At 64.4% G+C, this 21,017-nt stretch carries 16 protein-coding genes; 9 read left to right on the plus strand and 7 right to left on the minus strand.

Features of this window, described 5'->3' with window-relative positions:
• Positions 1-47 precede the first annotated feature (47 nt).
• The 7 genes from E6C72_RS20425 to E6C72_RS20455 all read left to right on the plus strand — a co-directional run bounded on the left by E6C72_RS20425 (position 48) and on the right by E6C72_RS20455 (position 6,926).
• Positions 48-1,082, plus strand: a complete 1,035-nt coding sequence (locus E6C72_RS20425; RefSeq protein WP_109086993.1) for an LLM class flavin-dependent oxidoreductase — start codon at positions 48-50, stop codon at positions 1,080-1,082.
• Positions 1,083-1,104: 22 nt separating this feature from the next.
• Positions 1,105-2,604 carry an aldehyde dehydrogenase gene (locus E6C72_RS20430; RefSeq protein WP_109086994.1) on the plus strand — a complete coding sequence of 500 codons (1,500 nt, stop codon included), beginning with the start codon at positions 1,105-1,107 and terminating at the stop codon, positions 2,602-2,604.
• Between the two features lie 11 nt (positions 2,605-2,615).
• The gene (locus E6C72_RS20435) at positions 2,616-2,930 is read left to right on the plus strand and encodes an NIPSNAP family protein (protein ID WP_109086995.1); all 315 of its coding nucleotides are present in this window, start codon (positions 2,616-2,618) and stop codon (positions 2,928-2,930) included.
• A gap of 75 nt (positions 2,931-3,005) precedes the next feature.
• Positions 3,006-4,022 carry an ABC transporter substrate-binding protein gene (locus E6C72_RS20440; protein ID WP_109086996.1) on the plus strand — a complete coding sequence of 339 codons (1,017 nt, stop codon included), beginning with the start codon at positions 3,006-3,008 and terminating at the stop codon, positions 4,020-4,022.
• 135 nt (positions 4,023-4,157) lie between these two features.
• Positions 4,158-5,033, plus strand: coding sequence for an ABC transporter permease (locus E6C72_RS20445; RefSeq protein WP_109086997.1), 876 nt, complete (start codon positions 4,158-4,160; stop codon positions 5,031-5,033).
• A gap of 1 nt (position 5,034) precedes the next feature.
• Positions 5,035-5,832, plus strand: a complete 798-nt coding sequence (locus E6C72_RS20450) for an ABC transporter permease (protein ID WP_109086998.1) — start codon at positions 5,035-5,037, stop codon at positions 5,830-5,832.
• Positions 5,829-6,926, plus strand: a complete 1,098-nt coding sequence (locus tag E6C72_RS20455) for an ABC transporter ATP-binding protein (RefSeq protein WP_199228807.1) — start codon at positions 5,829-5,831, stop codon at positions 6,924-6,926. Before E6C72_RS20450 ends, E6C72_RS20455 begins: the two co-directional genes overlap by 4 nt.
• 104 nt (positions 6,927-7,030) lie before the next feature.
• Here E6C72_RS20455 and E6C72_RS20460 read toward each other — a convergent pair whose 3' ends face one another.
• Complete coding sequence (locus E6C72_RS20460; protein ID WP_109086999.1) at positions 7,031-7,606, minus strand: hypothetical protein; 576 nt, start codon at positions 7,604-7,606, stop codon at positions 7,031-7,033.
• A gap of 262 nt (positions 7,607-7,868) precedes the next feature.
• Positions 7,869-8,906, minus strand: a complete 1,038-nt coding sequence (locus E6C72_RS20465; RefSeq protein ID WP_136700816.1) for a toll/interleukin-1 receptor domain-containing protein — start codon at positions 8,904-8,906, stop codon at positions 7,869-7,871.
• Positions 8,907-9,211: 305 nt separating this feature from the next.
• On the opposite strand from E6C72_RS20465, the gene E6C72_RS20470 reads away from it, so the two are divergent.
• Positions 9,212-10,612, plus strand: coding sequence for a tetratricopeptide repeat protein (locus E6C72_RS20470; RefSeq protein ID WP_136700817.1), 1,401 nt, complete (start codon positions 9,212-9,214; stop codon positions 10,610-10,612).
• A gap of 35 nt (positions 10,613-10,647) precedes the next feature.
• Complete coding sequence (locus tag E6C72_RS20475) at positions 10,648-14,955, plus strand: DUF4062 domain-containing protein (RefSeq protein ID WP_158280194.1); 4,308 nt, start codon at positions 10,648-10,650, stop codon at positions 14,953-14,955.
• Positions 14,956-15,108: 153 nt separating this feature from the next.
• On the opposite strand, the gene E6C72_RS20480 is transcribed toward E6C72_RS20475, so the two are convergent.
• The 5 genes from E6C72_RS20480 to citX all read right to left on the minus strand — a co-directional run bounded on the left by E6C72_RS20480 (position 15,109) and on the right by citX (position 21,012).
• Positions 15,109-16,857, minus strand: a complete 1,749-nt coding sequence (locus E6C72_RS20480; protein ID WP_136700819.1) for a hypothetical protein — start codon at positions 16,855-16,857, stop codon at positions 15,109-15,111.
• A 241-nt stretch (positions 16,858-17,098) separates the two neighbouring features.
• A complete protein-coding gene (locus E6C72_RS20485; protein ID WP_109087004.1) occupies positions 17,099-18,463 on the minus strand; it encodes a 2-hydroxycarboxylate transporter family protein in 1,365 nt (454 codons plus the stop codon).
• A gap of 389 nt (positions 18,464-18,852) precedes the next feature.
• Positions 18,853-19,422 carry an alpha/beta hydrolase gene (locus tag E6C72_RS20490; RefSeq protein ID WP_247875835.1) on the minus strand — a complete coding sequence of 190 codons (570 nt, stop codon included), beginning with the start codon at positions 19,420-19,422 and terminating at the stop codon, positions 18,853-18,855.
• A gap of 65 nt (positions 19,423-19,487) precedes the next feature.
• Positions 19,488-20,456, minus strand: coding sequence for a triphosphoribosyl-dephospho-CoA synthase CitG (citG, locus tag E6C72_RS20495; RefSeq protein ID WP_109087006.1), 969 nt, complete (start codon positions 20,454-20,456; stop codon positions 19,488-19,490).
• The gene (citX, locus tag E6C72_RS20500) at positions 20,437-21,012 is read right to left on the minus strand and encodes a citrate lyase holo-[acyl-carrier protein] synthase (protein ID WP_169055251.1); all 576 of its coding nucleotides are present in this window, start codon (positions 21,010-21,012) and stop codon (positions 20,437-20,439) included. Before citX ends, citG begins: the two co-directional genes overlap by 20 nt.
• Positions 21,013-21,017: the final 5 nt, after the last annotated feature.

Consider the following 21,017-nt stretch of genomic DNA (forward strand, 5'->3'; position numbering starts at 1 on the left):
CGAGACCGAAGAACGCGCCAAACACCATCCGAACAGCGAGAGCCGATATGAAATTCTCTCTCTTCCTCCATATGGAGCGGAACGACACCGCCAAGTCATACAGCCAGCTCTTCGACGAGCTGACGGAGCTGGTCCAGATCGCCGAGGAGGGGGGATTCGAGACCGCCTGGATCGGCGAGCATCACGGGATGCAGTTCACCATCGCGCCCAACCCCTTCATCAACATCGCCTATCTCGGCGCCAGGACCAGCCGGATCCGGCTGGGGACCGGCACGGTGATCGCGCCGTTCTGGCATCCGATCAAGCTGGCCGGCGAGGCGGCACTGGCCGACATCGCCACCGGCGGCCGGCTGGATGTCGGCATCGCGCGTGGCGCCTACTCCTTTGAATATGAGCGGCTGATGCCGGGCCTGGACGCCTGGGGCGCCGGCCAGCGCCTGCGCGAACTGGTGCCGACCGTCCGCAAGCTCTGGGAAGGCGATTACGCCCATGAGGGCGAATTCTGGTCCTTCCCATCGACCACCTCGGCGCCCGGACCGGTGCAGAGCTATCCGCCGCTGTGGATCGCCGCGCGCGACCCCAATTCGCATGATTTCGCGGTGTCCAACGGCTGCAACGTGCAGGTCACGCCGCTGGCGTCGGGCGATGGCGAGGTCGCCAGCCTGATGGAGCGCTTCAACACCGCCTGTGCGGCGCATCCGGAGATCCCGCGCCCGCAGATCATGCTGTTGCAGCACACCTTCGTCGCCGACTCCGCCGAGGAGACCGAGCGGCTGTCGCGCGATCTGAGCGACTTCTATTGCGCCTTCGGTGCCTGGTTCAAGAACCAGCGGCCGATCCGCCAGGGCTTCATCGAACCGCTGACCGCCGAGGAAAAGGCGGAGATGCCGATGTACTCGCCGCAGAACATGCGGGAGAAGCTGGTCATCGGCCAGCCCAATGAAGTGATCGCGCGCCTGTCCGGCTACAAGGCGCTGGGCTATGATCAATACAGCATGTGGATCGACTCCGGCATCAGCCATGAGCGCAAGAAGAAATCCCTGGAGCTCTTCATCCGCAACGTGATGCCTGCTTTCGCGTAAGGCAACTTCTAGGGGAAAGACCATGCCGCTGCCGCGTTTCCAAGCCTACATCGACGGCGTGTTCGAACCGGGCGAGGCGACCTTCGACAGCATCGATCCGTCTACGGGATCCGCTTGGGCCGTGATGCCGGCGGCGACGGCGGCGGAGGTCGACCGCGCGGTCCGCGCCGCCCACCGCGCCCTGACCGATCCGGCCTGGGCCGGTCTGACCGCGTCGGCGCGTGGTACGCTTCTCAACCGGCTGGGCGATCTGGTGGCCGAACACAGCGGCCGTCTCGCCGAGCTGGAGACCCGCGATACCGGCAAGATCATCCGGGAGACCAGCGCGCAGATCGGCTACGTCGCCCAGTATTACCGCTATTACGGCGGGCTGGCCGACAAGGTGGAGGGGGCGTATCTGCCGGTCGACAAGGCCGACATGGAAGCCTTCCTGCGCCGCGAGCCGATCGGCGTCGTCGCCGCCGTGGTGCCGTGGAATTCGCAGCTGTTCCTCTCCGCCGTGAAGCTGGGGCCGGCGCTGGCCGCCGGTTGCACGGTGGTGCTGAAGGCGTCCGAGGATGGCCCGGCGCCCCTGCTTGAATTCGCCCGGCTGGTGGAGCAGGCCGGCTTTCCGAAGGGCGTGGTCAACATCGTCACCGGTTTCGGCGACGAATGCGGCCGGACGCTGACCAGCCATCCGCTGGTCTCGCGCGTCGCCTTCACCGGCGGGCCGGCCACCGCGCGCCATGTGGTACGCAACACGGCGGCGAATCTCGCCTACACCACGCTGGAACTGGGCGGCAAATCGCCGGTCGTCGTCTTCGACGACGCCAATCTGGAGAGTGCGGCGAATGCCGTGGTGGCAGGCGTCTTCGCCGCTTCCGGGCAGAGCTGCGTCGCCGGCTCGCGCCTGCTGGTGGAGCGCACGGTTCATACCCGTCTGCTCGACGTGCTGACGCGCAAGGCCAAGGCGATCCGCATCGGCGATCCACAGGACCGTGCCACCGAGATGGGGCCGCTGGCGACCGCGCGGCAGATCGCGCATATCGAGGACGTGGTGGCCCGCAGTCTGGAGGCCGGAGCCCGGTTGGTCACCGGCGGGCGGCGGCCCGAGGGATTAGACGGGGGGCCGGATGGCGTCCTGGGCGATGGCTTCTACTATGAGCCGACCATCCTGGCCTGCGCCGACCAGAGCGTCGCCTGCGTGCGGGAGGAGCTGTTCGGCCCGGTCCTCAGCGTCATTCCCTTCGATGGGGAGGAGGACGCGGTGGCCAAGGCCAACGACAGCGAGTTCGGTCTGGCGTCCGGCGTCTTCACCAACAACCTGACCCGCGCCCACCGGATGATCCGGCGCATCCGGGCCGGCGTGGTCTGGGTCAACACCTACCGCGCCGTGTCGCCGATCGTGCCGTTCGGCGGCTATGGCCTGAGCGGCCTGGGGCGGGAGGGCGGTCTGGAGGCGGTGCTGGATTACACCCGCACCAAGTCGGTGTGGATCCGCACCTCCGACGAGCCGATCGCCGATCCCTTCGTGATGCGCTGAGGAGAGCGGCGATGATCTACGAGATGCGGACCTACCGGCTTAAGACGGGGACGGTTCCGGCCTATCTGAAACTGGTCGAGGACGAGGGAATCGTGATCCAGCGGGGCCATCTTGGCACGCTGGTCGGCTATTTCTTCTCGGAAATCGGCCGGCTCAACGAGATCGTGCACATCTGGGCCTATGCCGACCTCAACGATCGCGAGGCCCGGCGCGCCGCCCTAGCGGCTGATCCGACCTGGCAGACCTTCCTGCCCAAGATCCAGGCGCTGATCGAGGAGATGGAGAACAAGATACTGAAGGCGGCGCCGTTCTCGCCGCCGCGCTGACCCGCTAGCGTCCGAAAGTCCGGTCGAGCGGCCGGAAACACCGGTGCCGATCATCGAAAACAGGGAGGAAAAGAGATGAGCAAGCTTTTGTCCGTGGGCGCTCTGTTCGGCGCCGCCATTCTGTGGTCCACACCGCTGCTCGCCAAGGACATGGTGTTCACCAGCTGGGGCGGCACCACCCAGGACGCCCAGAAGGAAGCCTGGGCCAAGCCATTCGCCAAGCAGTCCGGCATCAACGTGTTGCAGGACGGCCCGACCGACTACGGCAAGCTGAAGGCGATGGTCGAGAGCGGCAAGCCGGCCTGGACCGTGGTCGATGTCGAGAACGACTTCGCCGTCAAGGCGGGCAAGGACGGGCTGCTGGAGCCGCTGGATTTCTCCATCATCGACAAGAGCAAGCTCGACCCGCGGTTCGTCACCCCCTATTCGGTCGGCAGCTTCTATTACTCCTTCGCGCTCGGCTACAACCGTGACCAGTTCAGGAAGAAGACGCCCAAGAGCTGGAGCGACCTGTTCGACCTGAGCAGCTTCCCCGGCAAGCGCACCCTGTACAAATGGTCGGCGCCGGGAGTGCTGGAACTGGCGCTGCTGGCCGACGGCGTGGCGCCCGACAAGCTCTATCCGCTCGATCTCGACCGCGCCTTCAAGAAGCTCGACACCATCAAGCCGCAGATCATCTGGTGGTCGGGCGGGGCGCAGTCGCAGCAGCTGCTGGCCTCGGGCGAGGCGCCGATCGGCATGTTCTGGAACGGCCGTATCGACGCCATCCGGCGCTCCGGCGTCGATGTCGGGATTTCCTGGGACCAGAACCTGACGGCGGCGGACGCGCTGGTCGTGCCCAAGGGGACGGTCGACAAGGAAGCGGCGATGAAGTTCATCGCCTTCGCCACCAGCGCCCAGGCCCAGGCCGACTTCGCCCTGCTGACCGGCTACGCCCCGACCAACACCGGGTCGAAGGAGTTGCTGAAGCCCGATGTGCGGGCGACCCTGCCCGACGAACACACCCAGGGCCAGATCAACCTGGACATGGCCTATTGGGCGGAACACCGCGATGAGATCGCCAAGCGCTGGTACGACTGGCAAGGCAAGTAACGCGTTGCGCCAACCGTGGGAAATGTGGCGTGGGGCTGGAGGCCGGCATGTCCGGCTTTCCGGTTCCCCCGCCCGATGCAAGCCGGCCGGATGCGGCCGGTCAGGGTGCGTGTTCGGCCAGACGAGGAATTCGGTATGACCTCAGTGTCCATCGTGGAACGTGGCGGCGGCCCTCCCCAGCGCCGACGACGCAGCGGCGGCGGCTTCTCCTATGTCCTGCCGGCGCTCGTCCTGCTGTCGCTCGTGTTCGTCCTGCCGGTTCTGCTCCTGCTGCTGCGCAGCGTCACGGAGCCGACGCTCGGGTTGCAGAATTACGCCGAGCTGGTGGAATCGGCAACCTATGGCCGCGTCTTCCTCAACACCTTCCTGGTGTCGGCGGTGGTGACGGCGATCACGGTCGTGATCGGCTATCCCATCGCCTGGCTTCTGGTGATTCTGCCCCGGCGCTGGGCCGACCTGCTGTTCGGGATCATCATCCTGTCGATGTGGACCAACCTGCTGGCCCGAACCTATGCCTGGATGGTGCTGTTGCAGCGGACCGGTGTCATCAACAAGACGCTGATCGGGCTGGGCATCATCGACGAGCCGCTGACGCTGGTGAACAATCTGGTCGGTGTCACCATCGGCATGACCTACATTATGCTGCCCTTCATCATCCTGCCGCTGGTGACGACGATGCGCGGGATCGAGCCGGATCTGCTGCGTGCGGCGGCGTTGTGCGGGGCCGGGCGGCTGGACGCCTTCCGCCGCGTGCTGCTGCCGCTGTCGCTGCCGGGCATCGCGGCGGGCGGGCTGATGACCTTCGTGATGTCGCTCGGCTATTTCGTCACGCCGTCGCTGCTCGGCGGCACCTCGAACATGATGGCGGCTGAACTGATCGCCCAGCTGATCCAGTCGCTGCTGAACTGGGGCATGGGCGGAGCGGCGGCCTTCGCGCTTCTGGTCCTGACCCTGGCGCTCTACGCGCTGCAACTGCGGCTGTTCCGGCGCGCGCAAGCGGGGAGGGCGTGACATGTTGCTGGATTTCCACCGGTTGGGCGGGCTGAAATGGGTGCTGGTCGGCATCGGCCTGTTCGTCGCCGCCTTCCTGCTGCTGCCGATCCTGTTCACGGTCGCGCTGTCCTTCGGCTCCTCGCAATGGCTGGTCTTCCCGCCGCCGTCCTGGACGCTGCGCTGGTACGAGGATCTGTTCGCCGATCCGCGCTGGATCGACTCCACCCTGACCAGCCTGCAATGCGCGGTTCTGGTGACGATCCTGTCGGTCGGCCTCGGCCTGCTGGCCAGCTTCGGGCTGGTGCGCGGCAGCTTTCCGGGGCGCGAGGCGGTGCGGGCGATGTTCCTGATGCCGATGATCATGCCGGTGATTGTGGTGGCGGTGGCGCTCTACGCCTTCTTCCTGCGCATCGGTCTCGGCGGCACCCTGGTCGGCTTCGTCCTGGCCCACACGGTCATTGCGCTGCCGCTGGCGATCACCTCGATCTGCAACGCGCTTGAGCGGTTCGACAAGGCCATCGAGGATGCCGCCATCCTGTGCGGGGCCAATCCGTGGGAGGCCAAGCTGCGCATCACCATCCCGGCGATCCGCGAGGGCCTGTTCGGCGCCGCCGTCTTCGCCTTCCTCACGTCGTGGGATGAGGTGGTGATTGCCATCTTCATGGCCAGCCCGACCTTGCAGACGCTGCCCGTCCATATCTGGGGAACGTTGCGCCAGGATCTGACCCCGGTGGTCGCGGCGGCCTCCACCCTGCTTCTTCTGTTCACGCTGGCGCTTATGGTGGTCGCCGCCTGGTTCCGTGGGAGAACGAAATGATGCCCTTCCTCGACATCCGCAACATCAAGAAGTCCTATGGCGGCACGGTCGCGGTCCAGGACGTGAACCTGACGATCGGGCGCGGCGAGTTCATCACCTTCCTGGGGCCGTCCGGGTCCGGCAAGAGCACGACGCTCTACGTCATCGCCGGCTTCCTCGACCCGACCGAGGGCGATGTTCTTCTTCAGGGGAAGTCGATCCTGTCCGTACCCTCGCACAAGCGCAACATTGGCATGGTCTTCCAGCGCTACACCCTGTTTCCGCACCTGACGGTGGCGGAGAATGTGGCCTTTCCGCTGCGGGTCCGCCGGATGGCGTCGGCCGACATCCAGGCGAAGGTTGCCGAGATGATCCGGCTGGCGCGGCTGGAAAAGGTCCAGGACCGTCTGCCCAACCAGCTGTCCGGCGGCCAGCAGCAGCGTGTCGCGCTGGCCCGCGCGCTGGTCTACAATCCGCCGGTGCTGCTGATGGACGAGCCGCTGTCGGCGCTGGACAAGAAGCTGCGCGAGGAAATCCAGTTCGAGATCAAGCGCATCCATCAGGAAACCGGCGTGACCATCCTCTACGTCACCCATGACCAGGAGGAATCGCTGCGCCTGTCCGACCGGATCGCCGTGTTCAGCCAGGGGCGGATCGACCAGATCGGCACCAGCACCGAACTGTATCAGAACCCGGCCACCCAGTTCGTCGCCGGCTTCGTCGGCAATTCCGACTTCCTGTCCTGCCGGATCGACCGGGTCGACGGTCATCACGCCCAGATCGTCCTGCCCGACGGCGCCATCGTCGGCGGTGTCCGCTCCCACGGCAGCGTGAAGGCCGGTGCCGCCGGCACCCTGATGCTGCGGCCCGAGCGCGTCCGCATCCGCGCCTGTACGGGCGATGGCGGCGATGCCGGCATGGCGGTGACCATCCGCGACATCACCTTCCTCGGCGACAACACCCATTTCTCGGTAGAGACCGACTGGAAGCAGAGCATGGCGATCCGCGTTCCCTTCGGCCGAACCGGAGCCGAAGGGCTGGCGGTGGGCGGACGGGCGCGCATCGACTGGGTGGCCGAGGACGCGCATGTCTTCGACGGCGCGGCGCAGGCGTGAACTGGACGCGGTGCTCCAGACCGGAACCCAACCAGCGCGGCCCAGGGTTGGGCAAGAAATGGCACCGCCTCGCCGTTGGCGATGAAGCGCGCCGGTGCGATCGGTCATAAGGTCGGAATGGACTCCAGCGAGAAGCCTGCCATCCTTGCGAGCGTTCCGAATTGGGCGGTGGCGTCGTTTCCTGGGCGCGGGCTGCCTTCCCAGACGAGCATCGCGAACTGTCGCCGCTGCGACCCGCCCACCGGGGCGGCCAGCGCCTGCGCTTCCCGCAGGATGACTTCATTGGCTGCGGCGTATGCGTCGTCGCCGCCGCCTTGTCGGAGCACGACGAGGTCATCGGCAGCCATCGCTGCGGCAACCTGACGGTCGAACACCGTTCCCCACGGACCCGGACGGTCGATCACCGAGGTGTTTCTGAACCTGTCCGGTGCGAAGGGCAGCACGATCCGGCGGCGCAGGCCCAGTCGTTCCGCTTGTTCCAGAGCGACAAGGTCGGCGCCGCAGGCCGCCGACGAGACGAGGGCAACCGCGCCAACCCGGCGGAAAGCCTCGGCGATGCGTCTGCCGACTTCTTCGGCCTGCTCCAGCGGGAAGCGCGGCTGCGGCGCCCCCGTCGGATCGATGCGCCGTCCAGCCAGTGCAACGACCGACGCGACCGGAACATTCGTGAAATCCGTCATTGTATCCTCTACCTGGGGGCGGCTCGGCGGGCCGCATCGCAGTGTCACATGGGTGGATGACTCGTGAAATGGGAGAGGTCCATTTTCCGGCCAGTGACGGCCCGCCTGAGCGCCTTACCCACGTCGGGCCGGCGGCATGAGCGCAACCTTGCCGGCCCGACGTTGGACGGCATCGGCCGCGTCGCCCCCGGCATCCCATCGAATGACAGTCGAATCCATCAGGCGGCCAGACGAGTCCGCACTTCGTCCACCGTCCGTTCTATCAGTGCATCGGCGGCGGCCAGATCGCGGCATTGGGCGACTGGCATTGGCAGCACGCCATCCGCAGCCAACGGCAGATCGACGACGGCCATTGACCGCGACCGATGCGCGTCGAGCATGCAGTCGTGCTCAAGACCGGTCCAGTCGCTGTGGTCATATCCGTGGGTGCGAACCGCGATACCCCCGCGCACCGCGCGATCGCGTGTTCCAGCACGCCCCGAAGCGCGGGTGGCGGGGAAGCGGCCTGACCTTCCGCCACCGCCCGGCTCATGCTCCAGCGATCCCACCAGCATGTGTAGCCGGCACCATCCAGCCGTCGCGCGAGTCGGGCGACGAACGGCGTCGCTTCGCGCCAGCGATAGCTGATGAAGATCTGTTGCCGGCGTGAGAGCATCGCGGCGTGATCGATCAGGCGTGACAGAAGGTCCGAACCGTCAGGAAGGCGGCGAGGCGACTGCAGCCTCATGCCAAGCGCCGCGGTCAACGCCGCTGGCGTCAGGTCCAGACCTTTGGCCGGCAGCAGTGCGGGGGCGAGAATTGGCTCCAAGTTGTTGAAGCCGAAATACTCGGAGCATGCCGGGTCGGCGACGGCTGCGAAGACCGCGACGTTTTGATCTTTCAGACGGCGACGTTGGACGCAGGCGGACAGATAGCCATCTTCGAGGTGATCCGTTGACCGTATCACATGCCGCACGGTCAGGCGCGCGTCGAGGCCGAGCGGCAGAATCGTTCGGCTGTCCCGGAGACCTCCGACGAACCAGAGCATATGGCGCCCCGGGGCTTCGAGCCGGTCGGCGAGGAAAGCGTGCCCGAACAGATGGGCCACGGGGCGGTTGAGCGCGTCCAAGGCCCAGCGTTCAACATCCGCGCTCATCGGCCCGTGCGCCACCCGGCGCTTGACATAAACCAAGTGGTGGGTTTCGGCGCCAAGCGAATGATCCGGGTTCCACCGGCCGGAAGGCGCTGCCATTGCCCGCCTGGACTTCGGCGGTTCGGAGGGCTCGCCGGTAGGATCGGTCGCGCCGGCGGTAGCGATCAAATCGCCGCTGCCTTTCCCTCCTGTTTCTGCCCGGGTGGAGCGATCTGGTCGATGCCGTCCAGGTCTCCGGCCCTCCTCCGTCGCTTTTGTTCGCATCACCATGATCCCTCTGATGCTCCAGCACTTCGCTCTCGAAATAGCCTTTCAGAATAGGGATTTGGGAGAAAGTGCCACTTGCGGGGCAAGATGTATTGCTCTTATGGATTGATTTTCCTATAATTAATATAAACCAATCGGACGATAAACGCCACCGGCGATCCTAAAGAAATACAATTGGCGAAAAACATTAATGAAAGGTTGCTTTGTTGAGCGACCATAATCAAGAATCGAGTTTCTGCCTAGGAATCAATGAGGATGCAAAATTTGTTTTGCCATTTTTAAGCATAACCATCGGGGCGTTCAAGATGTTTGATGTAAAAAAATCCTGCTTTGTAATAATGCCATTTGGGAAGAGGGTTGTTGGAGAATCTTCCATATTGGCGCGGTTCATCGGATTGAGGGGGCCGGAAGTCGACTTCGATCATATTTATAAAAATATTTTTGAGCCGGCAATTTCTGCTGTCACGCTTCCCGAAGGTGGAAAACTTATCCCGAAACGCGCCGACCAGACCTTTCTGACTGGCGTCATCTCGCACGACATGTTCATCGATATCGAATACTCCCGCTTCGTCGTCGCGGATCTCACAGGGCTGAATGCCAATGTTTTCTATGAACTGGGGATGCGTCATCGAGCTCGCTCGACCGGGACGGCGTTGTTCCGGCAAGTCGGGCAACCCATTCCTTTCGATGTTCAACAGACCCGGGCCTTTCCCTACGCCTACAATCCGCAGGAAGAAGCGCAGAAATCCCGCGAATTGATCACGCGTGTCGTGACGGAATCGCTTGTCCACAGCCCGTTGGACAGCCCGATCTGGCAGGTCCTGCAACAGCAGAGGGCAGGCGGCCTCGCCGAGGAGTCCTTGCGTCTGGCAGAAGAGGCTCTGCGTGCCCGGGACCTTCCCAATGCCGAACGCCGCCTGATCGCCGCGGCGGCGGCGGATCCGTCGAACGTGCTGACCCATATGAAGCTCGGCCTGCTGTATCGGGATCTCGGCGAATGGGAAAATGCCCGCGATTCCTTCGATCAAGTGCTTCGGATGCTGCCGAATTATCCCGAGGCCTTGCGGGAAAAGGGCATCGCCGAGAACAAGATCCACGGGAAAACGAAGGTCGGTCCGGATGGCGAGGCTTCGTTGCGGGCCGCGCTCGCCAAGGCGCCCCATGATTTCGACGCCGCCGCATCGCTGGGCGGCATTCTCAAGCGCCGCGGCGACTACGCGGGTGCCGCTGGGCAGTATGAACTGGCCACCGACCTGTCGCGCGGACATCCCTATCCGCTGCTGAACATGATCGCCTGCCGTGCCCGGCGTGACGGCAGGCTTGATCTTGCGCCTTTCCAGACCTCGATCGAACACGCCGAGGCCGTCCTGCGTCCGCAGGTCGAAAGCGGCTATGATTCGCCATGGAGCTTCTTTGATCTGGCGGAAATCTGCCTTCTGACGAACCGGGAGGCCGAAGGCATCGCCCTGATCCGGCAGGCGCAGATGCAGCCTGGAACCGTCGGCTGGCAGCTCAAGACTTTCCGGGAAACGCTCCAACTGATAGCCGAAGTATCCGATCTCGACAGTTTGAACAATGCAATCGCGGTGCTCCCCCAGGAAGACTGACGGCGAAACGCGTGTTTACGGAAATGGAGGGGGCGATGATTCAACAACGACGCGGCACACCGGTCCGGGTGTTTCTGTCCTCGACGTTCCGTGACTTCCAGAGTGAACGCGAGGTGTTGCAAAGCCGTGTCCTGCCAGCGGTCCGGGAGCGGTATGCGCGCCATGGCGTGGCATTTGAACTGGTGGACCTGCGGTGGGGCATTCCGCCGGCAGCGGCGCGGGCCCATCGCACTCTGGATCTCTGCCTGAAGGAAATCGAACGCTGCGCGACGCTGTCGCCCCGCTGCCATTTCCTTTTCATGCTGGGTGATCGCTACGGCTGGCGCCCGGCACCCGTCGTCATCTCCGACGCGGATCACGAAGTGCTGGCCTCCCAGCCAGAGGCGCGCGAAGCGCTGCGGGTCTGGTATCGCCAGGACCGCAACGCCGTCCCGCCGGTATGGCGGCTGCGGCCGCCGACAGCGGATGACGGATCGTGGGAGGAGGCGGAGCGACGGCTGGTCGCCCAGTTGGAATCCGCCGCCATCAACGCAGGCATCCCCGACTCCGCCGGTTTCGGTGCTTCGGTCACCGAGACGGAGATCCGCAAGGCGCTGGGGAGCGGTGCGACCCATCGCTCGTCGATCACAGGTGTGTTCCGGGACCTCTCGGATGCAAGTGCCGGTGGCCGCGATTTCCTGGACGTCGACATGACCGGCGCGCTCGACGTTGATGCCGATGCACGCCGCCGCCGTCTTCGGGCCGATCTGGAACGACGACTGCCGAAAGAGGCGATCATCCATTTCGCACCCGCTCTGGCCGAACTGGGCGGCGGGTCGGACTATCTTGGCGCTTTCGCCACTGCGGTTGAACAGCGGCTGTGTCGCGGCATCGATGATCAGCTCTCGACGGAGGACCATGCCCGGCTGGATGAAGCGTCGCTTCACGAAGGGTTCCGCCTGAGGCAACGCGGGATGGTGACGGACCGCCTTGAAATCATCGCCGACATCGCGGGACACATCAGACCGGGCGTGATGTCCGACGCCGATGGCCCGCTGGTCGTCGCGGGACCTTCGGGTATCGGCAAGACCACGGTGATGGCGGCGGCCTGCGAGGCGATCCGCCGCCGTCTGCCCGATGCCCGTATCGTCTATCGTGCGGTCGGCGCCACGTCGGAATCGGTGACGCCGCTGCTGCTGCTTGCCGATCTCTGCGGCGAGATTGCCCGGATGGGAGGACGCCCGGCTCCGGGCGCTTTTGCCGATGACGAAGAGGCGGCCGAGGCGTTCCTGAGGGAAATACGACAATGGTCCGGGCCGCCACTTGTCGTCATGGTGGATGCGCTGGACCAGCTGCTCAAGTCTTCGCCCAATCACCAGTATAATTGGATACCGGCGACATTGCCTGACAATGTCGGGATGATCGTGTCGGCGGTCATGGACCGGATGCCGGCCCATGTCGGCAGGCGCGCCGGGCGAATTCTCAAGATGCCCTATCTGTCGGTGGACGAGGCCGGCCGCATTCTGGACCTCTGGCTTGCCGAGGCTGGACGGACCTTGCAAACCGGGCAGAGGGAACTGGCGCTGCGCGCCTTTTCCAAGGTCGGGCTGCCGCTTTACCTCCGATTGCTGCTGGAACTGGTGTGCGAATGGAGCAGCGATGAGACTCCGCCGCCACCGCCGTCTACGCTGAACGGTATCATCGACGCGCTGTTCGACAGGCTGTCCGATGCTGGCAGGAGCCATATTCCGGAGCTTGCTCAGCGGGCGTTCGGATTTCTCGCGGCGTCGCGCTCCGGCCTCAGCTATGACGAGATGCAGGAGGTTCTGTCCTGCGAAACCGATCTGATCGCTTCGGTGGCTAGGCATTGGTCCGACGCCCGGCAGTCCGGTGGCCTGCCGCCGATCCTGTGGTCCCGCCTGTATCATGATCTGCGGCCGCTGCTGACCGAACGGCTGGCCGACGGTACCGTCGTCCTCACCATCTTCCACCGCGCCATCGAGGCGCGCATGACCGACCGCTTCTCGGCGGCGGAACGTCGAGGCTTCGCATCGGCCCTCGCCGATTATTTCGCCAGTCGGCTTCTGATGCCGGGCGGGGACGATCGCGGTATCGACCGCCGGCAGCTGTGGGAAAGACCTTATCTTCTGGAGCAGGCCGGGCGCATCGATGATCTGCGGGACTGCCTGCTCGACCACCGTTTCCTCGATGCGAAGGTACGGGCCGGCGGCGTTCGTGACCTTGTCGATGATTTCGCGCGACTGCCGCCCGATGACGAGGCGGCGGTGGTGGGTGGTGCCTTGCGCTTGTCGGCCTATGTCCTGGAACGCGATCCCGCGCAGCTTTCGGGGCAACTGTTGGGGCGCATCGACCCTGCTTCGCCGCTTTGCCGGCGTATCTTCGGGCCGGCGTCCGCGCCTCGGGGCGTCGAACTTCGGCCGGACCAGACGATCTTGGCCTCGCCCGGCAACAGTCTGGTGAACATCATCGCGTTGGGAAAATCGCGCTACGCACAACCGCTCTTGCCACTGGGAACCGGGCCGCTGGTGGTCTCGGTCGACGAAGATGGCGCGATCGGCGCCTGGAATTTGGACAGCGGCGACCGTGTGCTGAAAATCGCGCAGTCTCCGGACGGCAGACGTTGGCATCCCATCGCCGCGACCCCCGATGGCGGCAGGCTGGTGGTCGCGCGGGACGATATGCGGCTGGATATTCTCGACCTTGACCGCGGGGAGGTGATCGACCAGCTGAGCGGCGAGGGGCCGGCCGCCGTGTCCGGGGACGGCCGTTTCCTGGTCCATTCCAGCCCGCTGAACCATGTCTGTGTCTATGACCTGCATGCCCGAAGCCCCGTCCAGTGCATGGGGCCGGCGAAAGACAGAATATATGGGTTCGCCATAAGCCACGACGGCCGGTGGGTTATCTCGTGGGCAAGTGGATTCGGTTGCACCGAAGCTCCGATGCTGTGGGACAGCGCATCGGGGCAGGCTGCCGGTGTTCTGAAAGGAAACTTCTACGCCAGGAGCTCCGAGAATATCTACCCGAGCCATCCCAAGCGTGAGACGCATCACGCACTGTTCGCGGGCCATCAGGACGACGTCAAATCCGTCCTATTCACCCGTGACGCCCGTCTGATCATTTCGAGCGGTGACGAAGGCGCCATCGTGGTGTGGGATCGTGAAAGCCGCGACCAGGTGAGAAAACTGATCGCACCCCGCGGTGACATGATCGGCGCATACCTGTTGCCGGACGAGCGGCGGGTGGTGTCCGTCGAAAGTGACGGGCCGATGCGGTTCTGGGATGTCGAGACCGGCCGGAAACTCTGTGATGTCGCCGGCAATTTTTCCGATGTCACAAGGGTTGCCATTACGGGTGACGGCCGGCGCATCGTGACGTTGCGCCGTGACGGCCAACTGCATGTGTGGCGTTGCGATCAGAATGCCCTTGACGAGGAGGTCACCAGGGAGGGTCTTGGACAGTTGATGGTGACCCCCGATGGCCGCTTCGCCGTCCGTTGGCGCAGTGTGGAGGGAAGAGGATTTGCTCCCGATACGACCTTGACCGTCATCGACCTGGAAAGCGGGCGGAATGTGCTGGCCCTCGACGTTCCGGCTGCATCGGCGGAAACCATACAAACAGCGGCGACGCCGGATGGCCGGTATCTGGTGCGGACGTCCAAACGGGGAATCTATGTGTTCGATCTGGTCGAAAGGAGGCAGGTGAAGCAGCATTCGATTCCCCGCAAGGGCGGTAGCGTGGCTCCAATTCTGTCCCGCGACGGATTGTTCGGAATTTGTGGAGAGGAGCCCGGGTGTTTCGTGATCGTCGATGCCCTTTCGGGAAAGGCCCTGCACCGGGTCGTTCAGAACCGCGAGGTGTCCGTGTTCCATCCCGACGGCCCGTTCACCCTGATCGACGGTGACGCCGGTCATCTGATACAGTTGCGGCAGGCTGAGCCGGCGGAGCTGTATGATACCCGTTCCGGCACCATGACCTCTCTGGATGTCGACAGCGGTCCTTTCCTGAACGCCGTTCTGCTGCCGGACGGCAAACGGATCCTGTCGACCGGAACCAAGAGCTGCCTGGTGCTGTGGACGACGCAGGGGCCGTCGGTTCTCCAGCGCCTCGGTTCCGCCGACAGCGCGGTGACGGCATTGGCGGTTTCAAGCGATGGAAAGCGTGCGATCACCGTGCACGAGGACAAATCCGTGCGTCTCTGGGATCTCGTTTCCGCCACAGCCCTGGCCCGGTTGGACATCGATCATTCCACGACGAATTGCGCCTTCGTCGATGGGGACCGGGCGGTCGTTCTGGAGGACGGCGGCCGGTTGCTTCGCATCAACATCATCGGGAAAGACGGATGAACCGCGGATTTTCGAGTGGATCGCGCAGGATCGGCAATGATCGAAGCGCGATCCACTCATCCGTAAGAAGTCATAACCTTATGTTCGGCGATCGGACTCGCACTTCAAGTCAAGTCCGATTTTGCGCGAGCCGATCACACGGAAAGCAAGACTTTAAAATCGGAAAGTCCGTTCGATTTCCGCCACCAACGAGCGGACGCCGGCAATCTGCTCGGCAAGATGGGCAGCATCAACCTTCCCGCCGGCGATGTTCCGTTCGGCGCGGGCAAGACAATGACGCCCCAAATCCCGAGCGGTGCGGGCTTCATCCCGGCCGATCTCCCGGTCCGTGAAAGCTTCCAATGTCATCAGGGCGACGGCCGTGCCCAGGAGGTGCTTGTCTGAATTTTCAGGGGCATCCGCCAGAATTTTATCATGGAAAAGCGCCGAAAACGCCGCAGAGGCCGCATGGCGTCCACATCGTGAGAATGTCATGAAGCCCAGCATCCACGGCTGCTCCAATATGTCCATTTCCTCATCGTCATAGGGCTCCACCCCGCCCTCATCACCATGTTCGATGCGGCTGCTCAATGCGGTCCCTTCGCGGAAAAATCTGCTGTAGATGTGCGACACCTGCTCTGGCTGCATGTCCAGCAACCGTGACGAAACCGTGCCGGGCGCCAAACGCTGGAGCACTGCATCCGCCAACTCGTCGAGTTCGAGTTCCTTTTCCGCCAGGTCCCAATAACGCTCCTCGCTCGCCGAATCTCCGGCGCTGGTTTTGAAACGCTTACCCAGCATGGCAAGGTCACTCCTGCGCGTCCCGTCGATTTGGTCAAGCATGGCCGCCACATCTGGAAAATGCACCCGATGGGCGCCGATGGGAACTCCTCCGGGGCTGGTTCTGAAATGATCGCAGGTTTGCGACGCCAGGACGGCGATCTTATGCTGTGCGCAACCGAACACCGGGCTGAATTGTTCGGTCTCCACATGGTGGAAGCAATTCTCGCAGATTGGATAGCCCTTCCCGTCGGCAACGCCGTGACGGGCGGTCAACTGTTCGATGCGCGCGAACAGCCGGTCGAGTGCCGCATCGTCGTCCAGGATGTCGGGAGGAGCGATCCTTCCGGTCCAGCCCGGCTCCGTCGGTTTCTGCACCGCCGGAATCGTCTCAAGGGCGGCGCAATCAAGCCAACGGAAATGATAGTCGGTGATCATATCGCCAACTTTGAGGGGCGCCCCAGAAGCTGGGTCCAATCCTCCGTAGGAAACTGCTGCCGGGCCGGGATCGGTGATCCGTAGCCTCACCAGGATACGGTCCCGCCATTCCACCTCCCCGATGACTGCGGACGGCTCGAACTCGTTGTCGAGAACGTGATCCTGCGGATCGGTGTCCTCCGAGTCCGGCGGCAGATAAACCCGGCGCAGACACACGCGCGCTCCTTTCGCTTTGGGAGCGAGCGCGGTGTTGTACTTCATTGCCGCGATCGCCTCTTCCGGCGACCCGGACAGCGGCTTGAGCTCTTCGTGACCGTCCAGCGCATCGACGCCGACCATCCCCCGGTCAAGAACATCGACGAATACAAATCTGAACCAGGCGTGCAGCGTGCTTTCCGGCCGCATCTGCTCGGCGGCGGCGTCCGAAGGCTCATACCCGTTGTTCAAAGCCAGTCGGTACCATTCGGCAATGCCCCCGTCGTGTTTGCGCTGGTACAGAAACGCGACGACGGCCTCGACGAGCGAGGCGCAGTCCATCACGTTCGTTCCTTCAAATTCCTCCTTCTCGGAAAAGATTCGATAGTCCCGCCCGGTGCCGGAGCATTTCGGACAATCGGGGTTTATTGGTCCGGTCAGGGCGCAGCGAGGGCAGCGCGTCCAGTAATCGAAATATTCAACGTATCCATCATTGTTAAGATACGGCACAATCTTGCCCTTTCTTTAAGAGAGAGAAAAATTTTCCCGACCCCAATGCGCAATAAGAATTCTCACGGAATGCTCTTAAAAATTTTATAGTTTATTAAAATTCTTGTATATAGAGAAAATATGATGGAACGGACAGGCAAAAGGTGGCAATGGCAGTCTCGTTGGCAAACTGCCTCAAGCCCTGAAACACGAAACGCCTTTCCGCTGGGAAGCGGAAAGGCGTCTTGCAGAAGTTTCTGGTTCAGATGAGCTTGGCCATCGCGATCAGCGACAGGGTGACGGTGATCGCGCCGCCGATGCGGGTTGCCACTTGGGCAAAAGGCATCAGCTGCATCCGGTTGGCCGCGGTGAGGATGGCCACATCGCCCGTGCCGCCCTGGCCGCAATTGCAGGAATTGATGATGGCGGTTTCGATCGGATACATCTTGACCATCCGGCCGACGAAGAAGCCGACCGTCATGTGGGTAGCCACCGTGCAGAAGATGATGATCAGATTCTGGACGTTGAAGGCCGACACCAGCTTGTCCCACGGCGTCACGGCCACGCCCATGGCGAACAGCAGCGGATAGGTGACGGCGACCTGGAAGAACTTGTAGACGACACCGGCACCGGCTTCGAGCGAGGGCGATGCCAGTTGCAGAACCTTGATCAGCACCGCGATGAACAGCATCGCCACCGGGGCCGGCAGGCCAACCAGCTTCTGTGCCATGACGCCCATCAGGTAGAGGGTGACAGCGAACAGGCCGGCCGCGGCGACGGTGTTGGCATCGATCGGGCCGCTGTGCTTTTTCGTCTCGGCGAACTGGCCGGCGTTGCCGGGCTGGAGCTGGCCGTTGCCGGTCAGGTGCGGCATGCGCTTGCCGATGAAGTTCAGCAGGCCGGACATCAGGATCGCCATCAGGCTGCCCAGCATGACCATCGGCAGCACCTGGGCGAAAATCTCGCCCTGATTGCCGTTCAGGATCTCGGCATAGCCCATCGACAGCGGGATGGCGCCTTCGCCCACACCGCCCGACATGATCGGTGCGACGATGTAGAAGAAGGTGTGCTTGGCGTCGAGGCCGAGCAGGGTGCCGACCAGCGTGCCGACGCAGCCCGCCGCGATGGCGCCGCTCGCCAGCGGGACGAAAATCTTGAAGAAGCCCTTCACCAACGCATCGCGGTTCATGCTCAGCACGCTGCCGACGATGATGCAGGCGATGAACAGGTAAAGGAAGTTCGTGAACTTGGTGAATTCCACCACCGACTTCAGCATCTGCGCCGGAAGCACATGGTAATAGGCCAAGGCCGACGGGATGAAGGTGGCGAAGATCGCCGCCGCGCCGATGTGGCGGAACACGGGAAGCCGCTTGCCCAACTCGCCGCAGGTGAAGCCGCAGACCGCCAGCACGGCGATCATCATGTTGATCTCATGCGTCAGCGATCCGGTCGCGACAGAACCGGCGAACACCGCGAGCAGGACGACGAAGACCGGAATGGGGATGATCCCGATGCGGATGTCGAGCAGCTTCCACCACAGTGCGCGCCAATCGGTGCGGTTGCCGGACGCCGACGCGCCGAGCGGTGCATCGAGCGGAACGGAGGTCATAGAGACTTCACTGGGCATGGGATCCTCCAGACTTTGCGGTTGACTGCGCTCAAGGTCGCGCCGGCGGGGCAGATGACCCGTTCCGGCGCGCCCGGCGCTGTTGTGGGTGGGGTGGGTGGGCGCGATCGGCAGCGGACCGGAAAGAGCCGGTGCAGGAACCGGCTGTTCTTCGTAGCGCTGCGAAAACCCGGTAAAAAATAGGACCCGTCCAGACAGCGGCTTTTCAAGCCATGATGTTCGCCGGCCGGGCCGTTCCAGTGTCCTTTGCTTGTCGTTTCAGACCCTCTTCTGCGGAGCGGGCCTGTCACGGGTCTGATGCGCTCACCACCGTTGGCCTTGACTGATATTTATCGATCGGAACTGTCAGAAGCCTGTCAGCGCATCGTGGTTGAAAAATCAAATTCCCGTCAGCCGGCGCCGGCGTCGACGCGTGCCACCAGCGCCCGCAGAATCCGCAGTCCATAAGGCCAGGGGCCGAATCCGGCCTCGGCGTTGATGTGTCCGGCCTCGCCGAGATCGACCAGTTCCGCCCGCCAGGAATCCGCCCAGTGAACCGCACGCGGGAAGCGCATGACCGGATCATTGTGGCTGGCCACGACCACGGCGGGAACGCCCAGCGGCGCGTCGGGCACGCGGTCCTCCGCCTCGAAACGGGATGGTTCCGCCGGGGCGACGATCATCAGACCGGCGATGGCGTGGCTGCGGTCGGCGGCTAGGCAGCAGGAGGCGAGCGCACCGAAGCTGTGCCCGACCAGGATGGCCGGCCGCGACCTTGTGCCGAGAAGGCGGCGGATCGCTCCGATCCAGCGTTCGATGTCGGGGACGTTCCAGTCGCGCTGCGCGATGCGCTGCCAAAAGCAATGGCGGGCCTGCCAATGGGTCTGCCAGTGCTCAGGGCCGCTGTCATAGAGTCCGGGCACCAGCACGAAGCTGTAGCGCGCCGACGCCTCCGACAGGGCCGCCTCAACCTCGTGCATGTGTTCTGATCCCATGGCTCACCGCAGTCTTTTTGCCGTCCGACGTCTGCCGTTCGGCAGGCGCCTCAGGCCATCCGTCCGTCGGCCATCGGGCCGCATGCCCCGGTCAGGTGGGACAGGAACCAGGTGACCGCCAGCAGGTCGGCGCTGCCGCCGGGGCTGAGGTTGCGGCGGATCACCGCATCGTCGAGCGCCGCCATGCGCCGCAGGAATCCCGGCGCCCCGACGCCGCCGGCACGACGCAGGCGCATCGCCTCCCCCTGAAGGAAGGCAAGCCCCCCAAGCCCGCCACGCGCCACCACATTGGTGTCGGGGTTGAAAGCCAGCAACTCCAACAGGGCGCCATGCAGCGCGATGTCGGCGCCGGCGCCGGCGGTTCGCAGCCGCTCGAACATCGGCAGGGCGTATGCCCGCACGGTGGCGAAGCCAGAGGCCGCTTCGCCGCGTGCGCCGGTCAGGCCGTAGCGTCGGAACAGATGCTCGCCCGCCGTGGTCGCCTCGCCACCCCGCCGCAATTCATCGACCACACCGGCGCAGATCGCGGCGACCTCGGCGCACAGGGGGCCGGGACCGACGGAAGCACCCCGCCCGGCAAGCCGCCCGGCGGCAGCGCACAGCAGCCCGAAGGCGAAGATGCTGCCCTTGTGGGTGTTGACCCCGCCGGTGGCCTGTAGCATCGCTCGCTCGCAGGCCAGCCCATCGGGACGGATGCGTGGCAGGAACAGACCGGCCGGCAGGTCGCAGTCGGCAAGGCCGATCATGAAGAGCCTGGCGAACCAGGGAGCGATCGCCCGGGCGCTGGCGCGGAAGGTCGACAGATCCATGTCGCGGTGCGAGCCGCTGTTGCGCCGGTCCACCAGACCCGGTTTGGGGGTCAGCATGACCTCGCGCAGCAGCGACTGGTGCGCCAGACGGGCGAGCCTGTCACCCAGCAGAGGGGGGGTGTCGACGGTCCTGTTCCACCCGAACGGCCAGGGGAGCGGACCTGCCGCGGCGGCTTCGGGAAATGCGGCGTCAGCGAGCGCGGAATGCATGCACCTTCTCCTCGATCACCGCCAGCACCTCGTCCAGCGGGTGGCGGCGCGACCGCGCACAGGCGTGCGCCGGCTCGCCACAGACCAGACAGCGCCGCGGCGCCACACCCAGAGACCCGCGCGACAGGATGCCGTCCTGCGGGTCGATGACGTCTATGTCCCACAACCGGCCAAGCGGATGCGCGTCCTCCAAGGCTGCCACCGCCTGCTTCAGTGCGCGGGCGTCGGCGGCGACGGCATGGAGCGCTTCCGCCCCGGTCGCGGCCCAGTGCGGCTGGTGGAACGGAACGGCCCAGCCCTTGGTATGGAACAGCGCGTCCAGCTCGGAGAGTGCTGTTTCCAGGACGAAGCGTGACAGTGGCGTGTCCTTGACCGGTCCCGGCATGACCAGAGTGACCGACAGGACCGGGATGCCGAAGCGGTCGAGCGCGGCGCGCTGCCGCTCTACCCGCTGGTCCCGCGCCTCCAGCATGTCGCCGAGCGCCACCGGAGCACCGGTGGGAAGGGGCGGAACCCCGTTCGCCGTCCTGTTCGCCCCCCTGCTCGTCACCGTCATCGCCG

Origin of the sequence: Azospirillum sp. TSH100 (genome assembly GCF_004923295.1) — a bacterium.
In the GTDB taxonomy this organism is placed as follows: domain Bacteria; phylum Pseudomonadota; class Alphaproteobacteria; order Azospirillales; family Azospirillaceae; genus Azospirillum.